This is a genomic window from Mesorhizobium sp. UC74_2 (genome assembly GCF_042701485.1).
Classification (GTDB): Bacteria; Pseudomonadota; Alphaproteobacteria; order Rhizobiales; family Rhizobiaceae; genus Mesorhizobium.
In genome coordinates, this window is the sequence record NZ_CP170562.1 from 4,765,832 (window position 1) to 4,785,540 (window position 19,709).

Sequence of the window (19,709 nt, forward strand, 5' to 3'; positions counted from 1 at the left end):
ACGATGCAGGCAAGGGTACAGATCGCGACGACTACCGGCAGGGCTTCCTGCCGCTATGGACGAACTCTGCCCTTGAGCCTGATGGCAGGTAACCTGTTTCTAGCGGGCGCCTGCGCCGCCCTAGCCGCTGAAGCGCCGAAGCGTGTCGTTTCCATGAATGTCTGCACCGACCAGATGGCAATGCTGGTGGCGGATGACGGGCAGCTTCACTCTGTCTCCTACCTGGCCGGCGATCCGGCAACGTCGGTGCTGGCCGTGGAAGCACGACGCTTCGTGATCAATCACGGGCAGGCGGAAGAGGTTTTCCTGATGCAACCGGACCTCGTCCTTGCCGGGAGCTATACGACGCGTGCGACCGTCGGCCTGCTCAGGCAACTCGGCATTCGCGTTGAGGAGTTCCCGCCGGAAACCTCCTTCGACGACGTGCGAGCAAGCCTTCGGCGCATGGGCGATATCCTCGGCAGGCAAAGTCGGGCCGAGGCACTGGTGGCCGAACTCGACGGCAAGCTCGCCCGGGCGAGAGCACATCCCCACCGTGACCTCACCATCGCGACCTATTTTGCCAACTCCTACACATCGGGTGCCGGCACGCTGGTCGATGCGGTGGTCACCGCATCGGGCCTGACGAACCTGGCGACGAAGCTTGGCCTGTCCGGCACCCAGCAATTGCCACTGGAACTCCTGGTCCTGGCAAAGCCGGACATGCTGGTCGACTCGGAAGCACGCTATGCGACACCAGCCCTGGCACAGCAGACCTTCGTCCATCCTGCTTACAGGGCACTCAGCGAAGAGACCGCGCGCGTTTCAGTGCCGACTAGATATACCATCTGTGGCGCACCCTTCACGGCTACTGCCGTGGAGATGCTCACCGAGGCTGCCGCCAGTCGTTCAGAAAGCGGTCATGCAGGAGGGGCGCAGCCATGACAGACGTTGCGCGATACCGCACCCTGCTTTTTGTGCTCGGCCTGCTGGTTGCGGTGCTTTTCCTGCTGTCTCTCACCGTCGGCCCGGCAGCCATTGCTTTCAGCGACAGCATCAAGGCGCTGTTTTCCGGCAAGGGCGATGCGATCGCGCTGATCATGCGCGAGATCCGGCTACCACGCGCGCTGCTCGGCCTGATGATCGGTGCAACGCTCGGATTATCCGGCGCCGCACTGCAGGGCTATCTGCGCAATCCGCTGGCAGAGCCCGGGCTGATCGGCGTCAGCGCCTCAGCTTCGCTGGGCGCGGTGCTTGCCATCTACAGCGGCCTGACCATCATCTTCCCGCTGGCCCTGCCGCTCTCCGCCCTCTTGGCGGCAATGCTTGCGGTGGTCGTCGTGCAGGCGCTTGCCGGCCGGCGTTCCAACACACTCACCATCATCCTGGCAGGCGTCGCGGTCTCCAGCCTCGCGGGCGCCATGACGTCGCTGGCGCTCAACCTATCGCCCAATCCGTTCGCGGCACTTGAGATCATGTTCTGGATGCTTGGCTCCCTCACAGATCGCTCGATGATGCATGTCTGGCTGGCCGCACCCTTCATGCTGGCTGGCTGGGTGCTTTTGCTGATGCTTGGCCGCGCGCTCGATGCGCTGACGCTGGGCGCCGATACCGCGGCCTCGATGGGCGTCGACATGCGCCGCGTGCAACACCTGGCGGTGCTGGGTACGGCCGCCTCGGTGGGTGCTGCAACCGCCGTCGCCGGTGCCATCGGTTTTGTCGGGCTGGTGGTGCCGCATCTGCTGCGGCCACTGGTCGGCGCACGGCCGTCACGGCTTTTGCCTGCCTCCGCACTCGGTGGCGCGGCGGTGGTCCTTGCCGCCGACATCCTGGTGCGCCTCATAGCACCGGGCCGCGACCTGAAACTCGGCGTGCTGACGGCCATCGTCGGCGCCCCTTTCTTCCTGTGGCTTGTCTATCGCGAACGGCGGAGGCTGGCATCAGCCTGCTTGCCGTTTCCGGCCTGTCGGCCACACTCGGGCGGCAGCGCGTGCTGAGCGATGTTTCCTTCGCTGTCGGTCCCGGCGAATTCGTCGGGCTGATCGGGCCGAATGGTGCGGGAAAATCGACCCTGTTGAAGGCAGTACTCGGCCTTGTCGCCTCTCGGGGCAGCATCTCGATCGCCGGGCTCGAGGCCGCCACGCTCGGAGCGCGCGAGCGCGCGGCGAGCATTGCTTATGTCGCGCAGGAGCACGAGATCGCCTGGGCGATCCCGGTCGCAGCCGTCGTCGCGCTCGGACGTACACCATATCGGCCGGCATTCGCCGCCCTCTCATCGACCGATCACGTGGCCATCGAGCGCGCGATGCGGCAGATGGAAGTCGACAGCTTCCGGGACCGCGCCGCCACCGACCTTTCGGGCGGCGAAAAGGCGCGTGTGCTGATTGCCCGCGCGCTCGCCCAGGAAACGCCTCTGCTGCTCGCCGACGAGCCGACCGCGGGCCTCGATCCTTCGCATCAGATCACCTTGATGCGGCTGTTCGCCGACCAGGCGAAACAGGGTCGCAGCGTCGTCGCCTCCATGCACGACCTTGGCCTTGCAGCACGCTGGTGCAACCGGCTTATCCTGCTCGACCGGGGCCAGATCATCGCGGACGGCTCACCGGAAACGGTACTGACTCCTGAAAGCCTTGCCAGTGTCTATGGCGTCGAAGCCTATTTCGGTACGGCGGCAGGTCGTACCGTCATCCAGCCGCTCGATCTGGTTCAGCCTCCCCCTCAAACCGGAAAAAGACCATGACCGATCTTGAACCGCTGCTGCAGAGGCATCTTGGCGACTGGCGATCTGGCTGGAGCATGGGGTCGTTCGGCGCCATTGCCGAATTCCACCAGGATGCAGACGAGCAGCCGGTGATCGATGAGCCGCTGGATCTGACCCGCGCAACCCGGCGCGGTGCCATTCGGCTGGAGCGCCGACGTCTAGCCGAGGCAACCGCAGTTGCTTATGAGACGCTGAGCCCGAAGCGACATCGCTGGAGCCATGCCGTAGCGCTTTGCCTGCCGGAGGCGCGTGCGCGGCGCAACGGGCACAAGGTGCTGACCGAGATCGGCCCGGACGACGATGCCATTCGCGGCATCGACCGTACCGGCATCCTGTTCGACATGGGTCTCGGCCTGCCGCAATGCGATTTCTGCGTCCGCACCAGTGATCCGAAGCTGCTCGGTGAATTGCGCGCCAATCTCGGGCGATCGCTGTTCGAAGCCGGCAACGGCGCGACCACCGCCATCATGGCTGCGCATCCGCATCGCGTGGCGCTGACCGCGCTCGGGCGTGTCGAGGTCTATCAGAAGATCGGCGGCCCGGACACCGGCGGCGTTTCGCCAGCGGGACCGCATACACATCTCCTACCCAAGCTGCTGGCCAGCGGCCGCACCCATTCGGCCAACACGCCGATACCACAGGGATTGCTGCCCCTCGCCTTCCTGCATCCAGGCAATCCGGTCATCGGTCCGATGGGCGAGGATCAACCCTTCGACCTGGACCTGTACGCGGCATTCCAGAACCTGCTGACTCACTACGGAACCGCGGAGGCGCGCATGGCGAAACAGGCGATCAGCACAGCGATCGGCGGCAGCGTGCCGCCGCAAGACTGGACGCCTCCAGTCAGCCGCGCCGCCAAGGCAGCAGCGCGCATCGCGCTGCGCCAGGAAGCGAGGCTAGCTGCCTACCATGCCGATACCAGACGTGCCGACATCGTCACCGACTGGCAGGTGGCATTTGACCAGCTCGACCCGGAGGCTGCGGAGAGCATCGAAGACGAAGCGCCGGGGCACTGAAGCGGGCACGCCAGCAGAAACCTCGGATCATAAGCCGGCTACTTGGTAGCCTGCAGCTTGTCGACCGCTGCCGTAAAGCCCTTCAGTGAGACGGGGATGGTCACCGGCTTGCGCGTCACGGATTCCATGCCGATGCTCAGTGTTGTCCCCGACTTCAATCCCGTCAGCAGTTCCGGCGTGAGAGGCACGGCGGCATAGGCGCCGTTCTGGTCACTGGTCTGAATGGCAACAGGCGCCTTGTTGCCGGAATCAATCTGGTAAGATGCGCCAGCGGGCAGGAACAGGCCGTGCGGCAGTGCCAGCAACATGGCGAGGCTGCCATTGTCGGCCTGCCGGCGTACGGTCAGCGTCAACACGCGCTGACCGGTCTTGGACTCCGTCAGGTTCTGCGAAGCCTGGCACTCGAGGTCGGTTCCCGAACCGCCACTGGCGCAGTTTACGACCCAGGGATTGCCCTCGGGCTGCTTGGCGTCGGCGGCCTTCGCATCTGCAGGCTTGGCGCTGGGTTTGGCTTCCTCGGCATACACGCCAGAGACCGTGGCGCCCAGCATGACAAGCACTGTTGCGGCGCTCGCCCACATGCTCCATCGGGAGCCATAAGACCCACCCATACAGACTTTGCCTTTCGTCATTTCGCACCCCATACGCGGACCCGCGTGATCCCTACATCAGTGCATACTTTCTGGAAAGCGGAACTTCACCTGCCAGATTACATGCTGTTACCAAATAACCACAGTATTGATGACTCTTCTTGGGAGTGTTCCACTCAAGGACTCGCTAATCAAGTGATTTTGGATATTGTCCCCCAACCTGGGGATGTTGCTGAATGGTTTGGGGGAAACGCACGCCGTTTCGTGTTCAGGCTGGCGTGCGTGGCGCTGCCCGCATGGGGGCTCGGTATTTGCCACACGCCTCCATGCCACATGCGTATTCGCAGCACGCACGGCAGCTTCTCAAAACCTCGGCGCTGTCTACGGTAGCACTTGCGCTGTCGGGCATCACCACGGCGCAGGCCGATCCCGACGGGCTTTGGCAGCCACAGGTGCGTGCCATCATCGGCGCCGACAACCACGGCGCCAGTGCCGCCCTGGAAGGTTTCATCCTGCTGAAGCAGACCGCCGAGTCGGTGCTGTTTCTCGACGTCCGCGGCAAACATCGATTCGACGACGGCTTCGGCCAGGATGTCGGCATCGGCGTGCGCCGACTGGTCAACCCCGACCTGCTCGTGGGCGGCTATGCCTATGCCAACGTGCAGACCGTCGACGGCCACACTTACAGTGGAGCAACGCTCGGCATCGAGGCGATCACGGCCAATTACGATGGCCATCTGAATGTCTACCTGCCGTTTGGCGGCGACAGCAACGAGAGCAAAAGCAATTCCACCTTGTCGCTCGTCGGCAATCAACTGCTCGAGCAGGTATCCGTCCTCGACCGGCGCAGCTACAGCGCCTGGGGCGTCGAGGGCGAATTCGGCGTGCAGGTGCCGCTGGACCTGCCGGACAATCATTCACTGAGGCTGGATGTCGGCGGCTATCATTTCGCCGATCCCGACGGGCACGACGGCAGTGTTACCGGTGCCAAAGCCGGTATCGAATATGCCATTCGTGACGCATTCAGCGCCGGCTGGGACCTCACGCTCGCCGGCGAAGTACGCAGCGACAATCGCGACCACACCCAATTCGCCGGTTCGATCCAGCTCAGCGTGCCGTTCAATCCGCCTGCACGCAATGCCTCGCAAGAGGAGATCGCGACCGCTTATCCGGTGAGCGAGGGCCTGCGCAAACGGGTCAACGAGCGCGTGCGCGGCGATATCGGCGTGCGCGTCAACACCCAGGAGACGAAGCGCGACTTCACGCGCAACGCCATCAATGCCGCGACCGGCAAGGCCTTCGGCACCTTCTTCTTCGCCGACGGCGAAAATACACTGGGCCTCGGCACTCAGGGCGACCCGACGACGCTCGATGATGCCGTCGCCAAAGCAGGCAAGGATGGATTTGTCGTCGCCCTCGGCGGCAAGGGCAACATTTTGACCGCCGGGGCCATTCTGGCGCAGAACCAGACCGTGATCGGCGGCGCAGGTACCGTGAAGGCTCTTGCCCTCTCCGGAAACATCGAGACCTTCAGCTTCGGCGGCTCGAATGGCACCATCGCAGGAACGAACGCCGGCAATGCGGTGCTCAGTCTCGCAGACGGCGATACGATTTCTGGCATCACCGTAACGGGTGGCCGCGTCGGCATCTCGGGCGTCAACATCAAGGGCGCGACCCTGACCGATGTCACAGTAACCGGAACCGGCTCGCACGGCGTCGCCTTCACCGGCAGTTCGACGGGCGTCACAGGGACCAACCTGACGTCCAGCGGCAATGGCGGCGACGGGCTGCATATCGAAAGCGACGGCACCTTCAATTTCGCCGGAACCACCCTGCTCTCCGGCAATGCCGGCGACGGCCTCGATATCAAGGGCAAGGGCACCTACGCATTCGCAACGCTGAACGCGCAAAACAACGCCGGCGACGGCATCCATGTCGCAGGCACCTCCAGCACCGGCACATTCTCGACCACCGGCGGCACGGTCTCCGGCAATGGCGGCATCGGCGTCTTCGTGGACCCGATCACCGCCAGGATCACGCTGGGCTCGGTCGGCCAGAATGGCGGCACGTCGGGCATCGTGCTCGACAATGTGAGCGGCAGCTTCACCATCACCGGCCCGACGACCATCTCGAACACGAGCGGCGATGCGATATCGATCGCGAATTCGTCGGCGACGATCTCGTTCCTCGGCGGCGTTCTCATCACCAATCAGGCCTCCGGCTTCGCCGGAGTCGACATCGAGGGCAACAACGGCGCGATCAGTTTCGCCAACCTGCAGATCGCCCTGCAGTCAGGCAACAGCACCGGGCTCGATCTTTCCGGCGCGCTGGTGAACGGCAACATCACCGCGATCATCTTCAACCTGACCAGCACCACGCCCACCGGCACGGTCGGCGTCAACCTGGTCGGCGCGAGCGGCACCGGCGCCGTACGGCTCGGTGACCCCAACGCCCTGGGCGCGAATGCATCGATCGGCGGGGCTGGAGGCAATGCCACCGGTCCGGGAACCGGCGTGCTATTGTCCGCTGCGACAAGCCTGAATTTCATCTTCGGCGACGGCGAAGCCGGCACAGACGTCGGCTCGACCATCACGGCGGCGACGCCTGTCGCCGCAACCGACACCCTGCCGCTTGGCGGCAGCTACAACTTCCTCGACGCCAGGCTCATCGGCAACACATCCAATCTCGCAACCAACGTCTCGCTCTACTACGTCGACAACGTCACCGACGGCATCGACGACGGCTCGCGCGATCATCCGGGCACGATCCTCGGCGCCATGAACAGCACGGCGGCCGTCATCATACTGGTTGACCGCACCGGAACCGACGTCATCGACACCAATGCCGCCACGCAAGGGGCGCAGGCATCGCTGCTGCTCGATAACAACCAACGCCTGATGTCGTTCCTGGCCGGAGACACGATCAGCGTCGGCGGCGGCGCACCGGCCAACTTCCTGCTCACCGGTATCGATGTCGGCAAGGTCACCAACCCGTTCGCCGGCACCGGCTCGCCGATGCTGACCACCACCGCCGCAGCCAATACGGTGACCCTGGGCAACGCCAACCTGATCGAGGGCGTGCAGGTCAGCAATGGCGCCGGAGCCGCCTCGGTTTCCGGTGCGGGCTCCAGCGCAACGCTCCGCAACAGCGTGATCGGCGGCCTGGCGCTCAACGCGATGTCCGGCACGGTCACTGTCGACAGTACCACCCTGGACCAGCTGACGGTCACAGGCGGCAGCGTGGCCGTGGTCGGGGCCAAGGCCAATCTCGCCACCGGCGCCAATGTTGCGGCATTGTCCGTAACCGGTGGTCATTCAGGCTCGATCACCTTCGATGCCGCCTCGTCGATCCTGGCCAGCAACGGCACCGGCCTGCTGTTCGACAATGCCGACGGCATCTACGGTTTCAACGGCGCCACGACGCTCAGCGGCGGCGATGCGGGCATCGACATCCTGAACGGCTCGGCGGGCTCCTTCACCTTTGGCACCGGCGCCTCGATCGCCAGCCCATCCGGCACGGCGTTGACTGTCGACGGCAGCACAGCGACAGTGACCTTCGCCGGCTCGCTGACGCAGAACAGCGCCGCCACGGCAATTTCGGTAACCAACAATACGGGCGGCACGATCACCCTCGGCGGCATGGTGGTGGCCACCACCTCAACTGCCGACGCCATTCTGTTCCAGGGCAACGGCGCGGCGACGACGCTCTCCCTGAATGGCGGGCTCGACGTCAACACCACCTCGGGTATCGGCCTGCTGGCAAACGCCGCAGGCACGATCAACATCGCGGCGACCAGCGGCTTCGAATACATCAGCGCGCAGACCGGACAGGCAGTCGACCTGACCGGCGTGACTGCCAACATTGCGCTCGATCTGGTCTACGGCAATGGCGGCACGAGCGCGATCAGCCTGATGTCCGTCGACGGAACGTTTGCCGTCAGCAATTCGACCACCGTCTCGTCAACCAGCAACGACGGTATCCGGATCGTACAGTCCGCGGCCAATGTCTCCTTCGGCGGCACGACGACGATCACCGACACTGGTGGCAACGGCATCTATCTGCAGGACAATACCGGGACCGTCAGCTTCAACGGCAGCACGACGATCAGCAATCCGGGCGCGGCCTTCACGGCATCCGGTGTTGCCATCAAAGGCGTCAACGCGGCGATCGTTTTCAACAGCCTGGCCATCGACCTCGCGCAGCCCTCGACAACCGGCATCGACATGTCGAGCGCCGTGCTGGCAGGCAACATCACCGTCACGAATTTCGACCTCACCAGCAGCTCTGCCGCCGGCACGATCGGCATCGATATCAGCGGCGTGACGAGTCCGAGCAACAAGACGATCTTCATCGGCGACCCGAGCACGCCATTCGCGAGCGGCGAGAGCGCCACCATCGCCGGCGTCGACACCGGCGTGCTGGTGTCGCCACTCACCAATATCGGCTTCACCTTCGGCGACGGCGAAGCGGTGCAGGATGTCGGCTCGACGATCAACGCAACGACGCCGATCCGGTCGACCGGCGCGCTGCCCACGCTTGGCACCTACAACTTCCTCGACGCCAACCTGGTCGGCGACACCACCAACCTGTCCACCAATGTCTCCGTCTACTATGTCGACGATGTCACCGACGGCATCGACGACGGCTCGCGCGACCATCCGGGCACCATCACAGGCGCGTTGGCCGCCGCGGCCGACGCGATCGTGCTGGTCAACAATCCGCTGGACGGTGACGGCACCATCGACATCTTTTCGGCGACGCAGGGTGTCCAGACCACCGTGTTGCTCGATGCAAACCAGCGTCTTTATTCCTTCAACCAGAATGGCTCGACAATCAATATCGGCGGCGGCGCGCCGGGCACCTTCCTGCTGACGGGCATAAGCAACGGCACCATCACAAATCCGGGCATCGGCACGCCGATCCTGACGTCGTCGAGCGGGCTGAGCCAGACCATCACGCTCAGCAGCAGCAACACGATCGACGGCATTATCGTCAGCAACAGTTCGTCTCCCTCGATCAGCGGCACCGGCATCAGCGGTGGCGTTATTGCGAACAGCAATCTTGTCGGGATACTGCGCCTGGACAGCGCCATCGGAACGATGACAATCACCAACACGACGATGGCGAAGTTCCTTGTCGATGGCGGCAGCGTCAATGTGAACGGTACGAATGCCGACATATCGACAAACACCAGCGGCGAAGCATTCAGGGGATCAAGCGGCCATACCGGGACGATCAACTTCGACGCGGCATCGAGCGTTGTCGCGACCAGCGGTATCGGTTTCCAATTCGACAATGCAGACGGCTCGTACAGCTTCCTCGGCAACAACACGCTGAACGGCGATGACGCCGGCATCGACATCCTCAACGGATCGGGTGGCACATTCGTGTTCTCGACCGCCGGCTCGACCACGACAACGATCACCAATCCGACCGGGGTCGCCTTCAATGTCGATGCCAGTACGGCGACTGTGACCTACAACGGCAATATCACGCAGACGGTGAATCCAGCCGCGCTGGTGAATGTCACCAACCATAGCGGCGGCACCATCACCTTCCAGAACGGCACGCTGAGCGCCACCATGGGCACCGGCCTGCAGTTCAGCAATGCCGACGGCACCTACAACTTCAACGGCACCACGACGCTCAACGGCGGCGACGCGGGTGTCGACATCATCGGCGGTTCGAGCGGTACCTTCACCTTTGGCGCGGGCGCCTCGATCACCAGCCCGTCCGGTATTGCCTTCAACGTCGCCGCGAGCGCGGCGACCGTCACCTACAACGGCACGATCACGCAGAACAATGCGGCGAACGCGGTTTCGCTCACCGCCAACACCGGCGGCACGATCACCTTCGGCGGCGCGATCACGGCCAACACGACGACCGCGACGGCAATCTCGATCGCCAACAACACCGGCGGCATCTTCAATTTCAACGGACCGGTCACGACCAGCACGTCGAGCGGCACCGGCGTACTGCTCGACACCAACACGGGCGCGACAATCAACTTCACCGGCGGGCTCGACATCACGACGACCGGCGGCGATGGTCTGACAGCAATCAATGGCGGCACACTGACCGTCACCGGTTCCGGCAACACGATTGCGTCTGATGGCAACGGCCTCTTGATGGGCGGTATGAATGTCGGTGCCACGGGCATCAACTTCGACAGCATCTCGGCCGACTCCAGCATTGCCGGCATCGCACTGAGCGGCGTAACCCTGACAGGCGATGTGAATATCGGTGGATTGAAGGTCACCGGTGTCAATGGCGGCGCCTTCTCGGGACTGACAGGCCCGGGGAAAGTCAATCTGACCGGAACGATCGACCTGGACCTTACAGATCCAAACAGTATCGGCTTTGATTTCGGCGGCCAGATCGGCACCGTCAATATCGCGAACGCCACCGGATCCACACTGACGATCGATGGCGCCTGGCTCGGAATCCAGTTCAGCGGAGCACAGGGCGGCACGGCCAATATCGGCGGCAATGGCGGCTCGGCCACCATCACCGCGGCCCAGGCCACCGGTTCGGCGATCGCTTTGAACGGCAACACCATCGGTGGGCCAGTGCTCAACTACACTGGCGCGCTCAATGTCAGCGCAGGCAATGTGGTTTCTACGGCCGGCGCAGACCTTGCCGTCCTCAACCTCGCAGGCACCGTCACGTCGACGACAAACGACACAGCCTTCAATTTCGCCGTGGCGTCGGGCACCTACAACATCTTGAGCTTGATCACCCATGCCGGCGGAACCGGCGTCAATGTCGGTCCAGGCGCGCTCGCGACCGGGACCATCACGTTCTCAAGCGCATCGAAGACTTTCAGCACCGGCACCAACAATGCCGTCTCCATGGCCGGCCTGGGCACGCTGTCTTTCACCAATGGCGGCCTCGGCATCACGACCAGTTCCGGCATCGGCCTCGGAGCCGTCTCCGGCACCGTCAAGATTTCGGGCGGTACCGGCAACACCATCAATTCCATGCCCGGAACGGCAGTCAGCCTCAGCGGCACCACCGCCGACATCACGCTCAATTCCATCACCGCGGCCGGCGGCCTGAACGGCGTGTCGCTCAGCACCATGTCCGGCAGCTTCAGCGTTTCGGGCACGACGCAGGTATCGAACACGACGGGCGGCGGCATCGTACTGGCCGGCAACAGCGGAACAGTGTCGTTCCTCGGCACGACGACCATCACCAGTCTGACCACAGCCGCGGTCAAGATCAACGGCACCAACGGCGCGATCAGCTTTGCCGACCTCGACATCGCACTGACTGCCGCAAACACGACCGGCTTCGACGTTTCGGGAGCCGTCGTCAACGCCAACATCACGGCGACCGATTTCGACCTCACCAGCGCTTCGGCCACGAACACGACGGGTGTCAATCTGGTCGGTACAACTGGAACCGGCCTGATCCAGCTCGGCGACGGCAGCGCACCCGCCAGCGGCCAAAACGCGAGCATCGCGGGCACCCTCGCCAACCCAGGCGGCCCGACGACAGGCGTACTCGTGTCCAGCGCCACCAATGTCGACTTCATCTTCGGCGATGGCGAAGGCAGCACCGATGTCGGATCGTCGATCACCGCGGTAACGCCGATCGCCGCCACCGACGCGCTGCCCAACCATGGCACCGATGTCTACAACTTCCTCGACGTGACGCTGACCGGCGACACGTCGAACCTGTCCTCACCGTTCAGCGTCTACTACGTCGACAATTTCGACGACGGCACCAACAACGGCTCGCGAAGCAATCCAGGCACGATTGCCGGCGCGATCGCCAGCGGCCGCGACATCATCGTGCTCGTCAACAATGGCGGCACCATCGACGTCAACAGCGCATTCCAGGGTGCCGGCACAACGTTGACGCTGGCCAACAACCAGCGGCTCTATTCCTTCCTGGCCGGCGACACCATCAACGTCGGCGGCGGCGCCCCGGCGAGCTTCCTGCTGACCGGCGTCGACAGCGGCAACATCACCAATCCGGCCAGCGGCACGCCGACGCTGACGACCAGCGCGGCCGCAGCGAACACAGTCACGCTTGCCAACAACAACGTGTTGCAGGGCGTCCTGGTCACCTCGGGGCCGGGCGGCTATGGAGTCTCGGGCACCGGCAGCAACACGCTGACGATAACCGGCAGCAATGTCGGCGGACTGAGGCTCAGCTCCGCTACGGGCATGGCGAACCTCGGCGACACGCTCTTCAGCCATATCCATCTTGCCGGCGGCAGCATCGTGTTGACCGCCACCAATGCCGATATCAGCAGCACAACGGCGGTGAATGCGTTCGAAATTTCAGGCGGCCACACCGGCAACGTCACTTTCGATGCGGCGTCCACCATCAGCCAGACCGGTACGGCGCGCGGCGTCTCCATCACTAGCAAGACCGCGGGCACCGTCACCTTCGGCGGCCTTGTCACCGCCAACACCGGCGCGGCAGAAGGCGTCTTCCTGAGCGGCAACACCGGCGCCACGTTCAATTTCGACGGCGGCCTCGACATCGACACCACCACCGGCACCGGTTTCACCGCAACGGGCGGCGGCACGATCAATGTCGCCAGCAGCGCCAGCAACACGATCAACTCGACCGGTGGCCAGGCGATCAATCTCGCCAACATCACGAGCAACATCACGTTCGCCTCGATTGTCGCCGGCGGTGGGGCAAGAGGCATATCGCTGGATGCCGTTGCAGGCTCGTTCACGGTGTCGGGAACGACAACCATCAACGGTTCCACCGACGCCGGCATCCAGATCCAGAACTCGTCGGCCAACGCCACCTTCACCGGCAAGGTGACGATCCTCAACGGCATTGGCGCCAATGGCGACGGCGTGTGGATGGATACCAACACCGGAACCTACGATTTCAACGGCGGCGTCGACATCACGGTGAACGGGACCGGAGCGTTCGGTCTGCGGGCGCACAATTCCGGCACCGTCAACATCGCCAATGTCGCCGGCAACCAGATCACCTCGAACAACGGCACCGCGTTGTCGATCGATCCGACAGTGTTCAATGCCATATTCGACAGCCTGACGGCGGGCGGCGGCGTCAACGGCGTTTTGCTGGACCAGATGAGCGGCTCGCTGACGGTGACAGGCATGGTCACCATCAACAATTCAACCGGCAACGGCCTGATGATCGCCAATTCGGCGGGCACGGTAAGCCTCGGCAGCGTCGCCATCAATGGAACCGCCGGCAACGGCGTCGACATCTCCGGTGCCAACGGAGCCATCACGATCAGCGGCGGCTCGATCGGCGACAGCAACGATCCGGGCGGCATCGGCGTCAAGATCAGCGGCGGTACCGCGGCCGTCACCATCAATGCGTCGGTGGCAAAAACGACGGCAGGCGACCTCATCGAAGTCAGTGGCCGCACGGCCGGCACAGTCAGCTTCGGCGGCAATCTCTCGTCCAGCGCGCAGGGTGGCGGCATCGACGTCAACGGAAACAGCGGCACCGCAGTCATCAGTTTCAGCGGCGCGACCAAGGCGATCAACACCAGCGCCAGTGGCGCAGCCGCGGTTTCGCTCGTCAACAATGGCGGCGCCACGATCAATTTCCTCGGCGGTGGACTTGCCATCAGCAGCGGTGCAGGCACCGGCCTCAATGCCACCGGTGGCGGCACGATCAATGTGACGGGCAGCGCGAACCAGATCTCCACGACGACCGGCACTGCCGTCAACCTCGACACGGTCGTGATCGGCGCCAGCAATGTCACGTTCGATACGACGAACAAGACGGTCACGGGCGGCACCAGCGCCGTGGTGCTGAATACGGTAACCGGCGGCAGTATCGATCTCGGCAGCGGCACGCTCAACGGTGGCTCGGGCGCGGTGATCCGCGTCGGCGACGGCGCCGGCGGCGCCAACACCGGCGGCACGGCGGGACTTGTCTACAGCGGCAACATCGTCAGTGGCACCGGCCAGGCCGTCAACATCAGGACCGTGCGGCCGGCGCGCAGAACATAACGCTGTCAGGCAACATCACGCACGGCGTCAGTGGCCAGACGGGCATACTGCTCGACGACAACGCGGCTGGAACAATCACCTTCTCGGGCGCGTCGAAGTCGATCTCGTCGGGGTCGGCAACGGCCGTCAGCCTCACCGACAATGGCGGCGCAACGGTCAGTTTCCTCAATGGCGGGTTGAACATCACCGCCTCCGGAACAGGCTTCCTGGCCACGGGCGGCGGCACGATCAATGTGGTGTCCGGAGCCGGAACCAACGCCATCACCACGACCACAGCCACCGGCACAGGCGTCGACCTGAACGGGATCACCATCGGCGCCAGCAATATCGGCTTCGCGACGGTCAATGTGGATGGCGCCGCCACCGGTATCCGGGTGACCAATGTCACAGGCAGCGGCCTTTTCATCAGCGGCGGCACAATCCAGAACACGACAACGGCGGCAGTCGATATCAGCGGCGGCGGCAGCAGCATCAATTTCGCCAACATGACGATCAGCAATTCCGCCGGCCGTTCCCTGTCGGTTGTCGGCCGCGGCAGCGGCGCGATCAGTTTCGGTGGCGGCACTCTCACCGATACCGGCCAGGGCATGCTGTTCCAGAACAACACTGGCGGTTCGACAACATTCTCCGGCGGCACCCGCAGCGTCAACGTCGCAGGCGCGAACAACGCGCTGACCGTCATCAACAGCGCCAGCCACTCGGTAAGCTTCGGCGGTACGACCACGCTCCAGACCACGGGAACCGGCAATGCGGTGGACATTTCCAACGGCGCGACGCTCGCCTTCACCGGCACCGCCATCAATGCCAATGGCAGCGGCGCGGCTCTGCAGGCCGACGGCGGCGGCACGATCGTCATTACCGGAACGGGTGCGCTGAGCGCCGGCGCTACTGCAACGGCGGTCAGCCTGGACACCGTAGCGGTCGGCGCGGGTGGCATCACCTTCGCCTCCACCAGCAAGACAGCGGGCGGCACCACCGCCGTTCTGATGAGCAACGTGACCGGAACCGGAACGGTCAATCTCGGCACCGGCACGCTGAATGGCGGTTCGGGCGCGGTCGTCAGCATCACAGGCGGCACGGCCAGCTTCACCTACAGCGGCAACATCAACCAGAGCAACAACGCCGCTCTGCTCAGCGTCACCAACCACACGACCGGCACGGTCACGTTCCAGACCGGCACGCTCAGCGCCACCAATGGCACGGGCCTGCAGTTCGACAATGCCGATGGCACCTACAACTTCAACGGCACAACGACGCTGAATGGCGGCGATGCCGGCATCGACATCATCAACGGGTCGGCTGGCGCCTTCACGTTCGGTAGTGGCACCACGATCACCAATCCGACCGGCGCCGGCTTCCTAGTCAGCGGTGGCAACGGCAACATCACCTACAACGGCACCATTTCCAAGAACAATGCGGGCCGCATGATCGATATCCAGTCGCGTACGGGCGGCACCACGACGTTCAGCGGCAATCTGTCGGCAACGACAAATGCCACGGGCGGCATCTATGCCGCCAGCAACAGCGGCGGAACCTTCGATTTCAGCGGTGCCACGAAGACACTCTCGCTCAACGGCAGGGGTGTCGACCTCCAGGCCAACACCGGCGCGACATTCAATTTCACGAATGGCGGACTGGCCATCACATCGACCACCCAACTCGGTTTCAACGCCTCGGGCGGCGGCACGGTAACGGTTCAGGGCACGAACAACACCATCAGTTCGGGCACCGGGGGAGCGCTCAATATCTCCAACACCAGTATCGGGGCGGCCGACGTCACGTTCAGGTCGATTTCTTCGAACGGGGCAGCGAGCGGCATCGTCCTCAACAATACTGGAACCGCGGGTGGTTTGACGGTGACCGGCGATGGTGCTGCAGCCAACAACGGTTCGGGTGGCACCATCCAGAATTCCACGGGCGACGGCATCAGCCTGACGAACACCACCGACGTCAACCTTGCTCGCATGAACGTCACCAACAATCTCGGCGACGGCATCGGCGGCGCGACCATCAACGGCATGGTGCTGGATCGGTTAAATATTTCTGGAAACGGCAATGACGCAGGGACGGACGAATCCGGCATCAACATCGTTGACCTGACGGGAACCGCATCGGGTGGGGCGCACCGGACGGCGATCCTCAATTCGGTGATCAGCAACAACTACGAATTCGAGATCCAGATCACCAATAGTTCCGGAACGCTGACCAACCTCCAATTCCTCAACAACAGCGTAACCGCCAACGACAGCGGCGGTGTTATCGGCAACGCGTTCAACTTCCTGGGAGAGGGCACTTCAACCATGGGGCTGACCGTGAGTGGCGGCAGCTTCACCGGAAATTACAATCCTGCCAGCCCGCCCGCCAATCCAACGGCTACCGGACTCCATGCCGACACCAGTGGAACGGCAATGACGGTCAATGTGTCGGGTGCGACATTCACCGGCAACAATGTCGGCATCAACATCTCGACCGGACCGGGCAGCAGCACGGTTGTTTTCGACCTCGACAACAATACATTCGTCAATCAGCGCTCGACCGCGATCAATATCTTCAACAACGGCAACGCCCCATTCACCCGGACGGTCAACGGCACCATCACCAACAACATCATCGGGAATGGTGCCGACTTCTCAGGCTCGACTGTCGGTCGAGGCATTGATGTCGGCAACGAAGGTGCGGTCAACCTCACCGTGCTGATCAGCGGCAATACGATCCAGGACATCGGCACGCCGGGAACACTGACAAGCACCGGCAGCGCGGGTATCGGCTCCAACATCGGAATCGTGGGATCGCCAACGGGCGGTGGTACGACCAACCTGACAATCACGAACAACGCCATCAGCGATATCCACGACAGCCGCGCCATCGTGGTGGATGAAAGCAACGGCGCGACAGGCCCGCAGCCCACGGTGTTCGTCAACCTCTCCGGCAACACCATCAGCGGCTTCATTGGCGGCCAGGCCGGCGACGGCTCGAAGATTCGGCTGGATCAGGATAACGGCATCTTCCGTGTGACGCAGGGCGCCCCGGCAAGTGGCCCTGCCTCGCTCGAGGCCGTCAACACTGGCGTGACCGACGTGCAGATCAGTGTCGGCGGAACGGTTTCCTTCAACCAGGGCACTCCACCACTGCCGACAACCAATCCACTGCCGCTGCTCGCAGCCCCCGGCGGTGTTCAGGCTCCGGGCGACGACTTGTGGGGCGACGTGCTGACCGGCGAAACGCTGGACAGCATCATCGCCGCCGCGATCCAACGCTGGGCCGCCACCGGCCTGACCGACGAACAGCTCGCGGCTCTCAACGCCACGACCTTCGAGATCGCTGATCTCGGCGGCAATTATCTCGGCCTGGCGAGCGGCAACGTGATCCGGCTCGACGACAATGGCAATGGCCTCGGCTGGTATGTCGACCTCACTCCACTCAGCGATGAGGAATTTGCCAACCGTGTCGGCGAAACGCTCCTGTTTGCTGACGGAACAGCCGCGCCTGCCGGACGATATGACTTGCTTACCACCGTCATGCACGAATTCGGCCACGTACTTGGTCTTGGCGACGGCCACGCCGTCGATGACAGCTCCACCTTGATGTATGATGCATTGACACCAGGAGAGCGACGCCTTCCGGTCACCATATACAGTCCGCACGAAATTTACTATTCAGCTTCAACAGTAAAATGAGGCGTATATTACTGCATTTAAGAGCGAATTATATTGATATAACAGTTATACTTGATTGATTTACATCTTTGTTATTTACTTCAGAGTGAGATCGTGCATTATTGATCTTGGGTGAAAAAAGGGGGCATACCGTGGCAGAACCGTTTCTGTCTGAAATCCGGATCATGTCATTCGTGTTCGCACCGAGAGGTTGGGCACTGTGCAACGGACAGCTTCTGCCGATCGCCCAGAACCAGGCGCTCTTCTCACTCCTCGGCACGACTTTCGGCGGTGACGGCAGAGTGAACTTCGCACTGCCCGACTATCGCGGCAGAACACCCATCCATGTCGGTTCGGGACATACGCTCGGCGACAGAGGCGGAGAGCAGGCACACACGCTGTCGATATCGGAAATACCGCAGCATTTTCACACGCTGCTTGCGTCGAGCCAGACCGGCAATTCCAACAACCCGAATTTCGCGGGCACGGGCAACGTTCTCGCACAGGATCCCGGAAACGTTTATTCGCCGGGGTTTTCTCCCGGTGCCGCACCGCTCAACGCAGGATCCGTCGCCAATGTGGGCGGAAGCCAGGCGCATCTCAACATGCAACCATTCCTGACCCTGTCCTTTTGCATCGCGCTTCAGGGCATCTTTCCTTCGCCGACCTAGGAGACATCCATGGCACAACCTTATGTTGGCGAAATCCGCATGTTCGGTGGCAACTTCGCTCCGGCAGGATGGATGTTCTGCGAGGGGCAGCTTCTGCCCATCTCAGAAAACGAGACGCTGTTCCAGCTTATCGGCACGACCTATGGCGGCGATGGTCAATCCACTTTCGCGCTGCCGGATCTGCGTGGCCGCATCCCTATCCATCAGAGCAATGATTTCATCCTCGCCGAGACCGGTGGAGCCGAAGAGATAACGTTGACGGTTACCCAGATGCCGGCGCACAGCCATCCCCTGCTCGGATCGACCGGCAACGGTGCACAGGCAAACCCTCAAAACAATGTTCTGGCGAGCTCGACTGTCGTGAAGCCCTACGCGAATGAAAACGCAACCGCCAGTTTAGCTCCCACTTCGATCGGAACGGTTGGCGGAAGCCGTGCGCATACCAACTTCCAGCCGTACCTCTGCATCAATTTCATCATATCGCTGTTCGGGATATTCCCGTCACCGTCTTGAGAGAACGACATGGCCGACCCTTTCGTCGCTGAAATCCGAATTTTCCCTTTTAATTTTGCTCCCAGGGGCTGGGCTTGGTGCGACGGCCAATTGTTGCCGCTATCGCAGAACACAGCCCTTTTCTCCTTGCTTGGCACGACCTACGGAGGAAACGGCAAGTCGAACTTCGCACTGCCGGACCTTCAGGGCATGGCACCAATGCATCCAGGCCAGGGGCCGGGTCTTTCGCTGCACGATCTGGGCGAAACCGGCGGCTCGGAAACGGTCACTTTGCTTGAAAGCGAGATGCCCAACCATTCTCACCCACTGCGGGGGACCGTTGAAGACGGTACGCAGGGCACTTTGGCCCAGGGTATAACCCTCGCCACATCGGTTAGCGGCACCTTGTACCAAACAGCGACCGCGAGTGCCTCTCTGGTGCCTATGTCGGCGCAGGCTCTCGCCCCCGCCGGGGGCGACGGGCCGCACAACAACATGCAACCCTATCTCACCTGCTATTTCTGCATCGCGCTGCAAGGCGTTTTCCCGCCGCGAGGCTGATCCAAACCGACGCCCGGG

Annotated in this window: 11 protein-coding genes; 9 read left to right on the top strand and 2 right to left on the bottom strand. The window is 63.0% G+C overall.

What is annotated here, in order from left to right:
- Nucleotides 1-3 precede the first annotated feature (3 nt).
- The 4 genes from ACFJIU_RS23205 to ACFJIU_RS23220 are packed head-to-tail and all read left to right on the top strand — an operon-like array spanning nt 4 to nt 3,756.
- Complete coding sequence (locus ACFJIU_RS23205) at nt 4-924, top strand: ABC transporter substrate-binding protein (protein ID WP_379063958.1); 921 nt, start codon at nt 4-6, stop codon at nt 922-924.
- Nucleotides 921-1,976, top strand: coding sequence for a FecCD family ABC transporter permease (locus tag ACFJIU_RS23210; protein WP_379063960.1), 1,056 nt, complete (start codon nt 921-923; stop codon nt 1,974-1,976). The genes ACFJIU_RS23205 and ACFJIU_RS23210 overlap by 4 nt, the downstream gene beginning before the upstream one ends.
- On the top strand, nt 1,919-2,719 hold the full coding sequence (locus ACFJIU_RS23215; RefSeq protein ID WP_379073200.1) for an ABC transporter ATP-binding protein: 801 nt from the start codon (nt 1,919-1,921) through the stop codon (nt 2,717-2,719). Before ACFJIU_RS23210 ends, ACFJIU_RS23215 begins: the two co-directional genes overlap by 58 nt.
- Nucleotides 2,716-3,756, top strand: coding sequence for a DUF6925 family protein (locus ACFJIU_RS23220; RefSeq protein ID WP_379063961.1), 1,041 nt, complete (start codon nt 2,716-2,718; stop codon nt 3,754-3,756). The genes ACFJIU_RS23215 and ACFJIU_RS23220 overlap by 4 nt, the downstream gene beginning before the upstream one ends.
- Nucleotides 3,757-3,794: 38 nt before the next feature.
- On the opposite strand, the gene ACFJIU_RS23225 is transcribed toward ACFJIU_RS23220, so the two are convergent.
- Entirely contained in the window at nt 3,795-4,388 is a 594-nt protein-coding gene (locus ACFJIU_RS23225) for an invasion associated locus B family protein (RefSeq protein ID WP_379063963.1), read from the bottom strand.
- 194 nt (nt 4,389-4,582) lie between these two features.
- Between ACFJIU_RS23225 and ACFJIU_RS23230 the strand changes: the two genes are divergently transcribed.
- Nucleotides 4,583-14,311, top strand: coding sequence for a beta strand repeat-containing protein (locus ACFJIU_RS23230; protein ID WP_379063965.1), 9,729 nt, complete (start codon nt 4,583-4,585; stop codon nt 14,309-14,311).
- Here ACFJIU_RS23230 and ACFJIU_RS23235 read toward each other — a convergent pair.
- The gene (locus tag ACFJIU_RS23235; protein WP_379063967.1) at nt 14,280-14,495 is read right to left on the bottom strand and encodes a hypothetical protein; all 216 of its coding nucleotides are present in this window, start codon (nt 14,493-14,495) and stop codon (nt 14,280-14,282) included. The genes ACFJIU_RS23230 and ACFJIU_RS23235 overlap by 32 nt on opposite strands.
- On the opposite strand from ACFJIU_RS23235, the gene ACFJIU_RS23240 reads away from it, so the two are divergent.
- The 4 genes from ACFJIU_RS23240 (at nt 14,488) to ACFJIU_RS23255 (ending at nt 19,691) form a co-directional block, all read left to right on the top strand.
- Nucleotides 14,488-17,988, top strand: coding sequence for a beta strand repeat-containing protein (locus ACFJIU_RS23240; protein WP_379063969.1), 3,501 nt, complete (start codon nt 14,488-14,490; stop codon nt 17,986-17,988). The two genes, ACFJIU_RS23235 and ACFJIU_RS23240, sit on opposite strands and share 8 nt — an antisense overlap.
- Nucleotides 17,989-18,152: 164 nt before the next feature.
- Entirely contained in the window at nt 18,153-18,638 is a 486-nt protein-coding gene (locus tag ACFJIU_RS23245; protein ID WP_379063971.1) for a phage tail protein, read from the top strand.
- A 39-nt stretch (nt 18,639-18,677) separates the two neighbouring features.
- Nucleotides 18,678-19,151: a phage tail protein gene (locus tag ACFJIU_RS23250; protein WP_379063973.1), complete on the top strand. Its 474-nt coding sequence runs from the start codon at nt 18,678-18,680 to the stop codon at nt 19,149-19,151.
- Between the two features lie 9 nt (nt 19,152-19,160).
- Nucleotides 19,161-19,691 (top strand): phage tail protein, encoded by a 531-nt coding sequence (locus tag ACFJIU_RS23255; protein ID WP_379063975.1) that lies wholly within the window; start codon nt 19,161-19,163, stop codon nt 19,689-19,691.
- Nucleotides 19,692-19,709 lie beyond the last annotated feature (18 nt).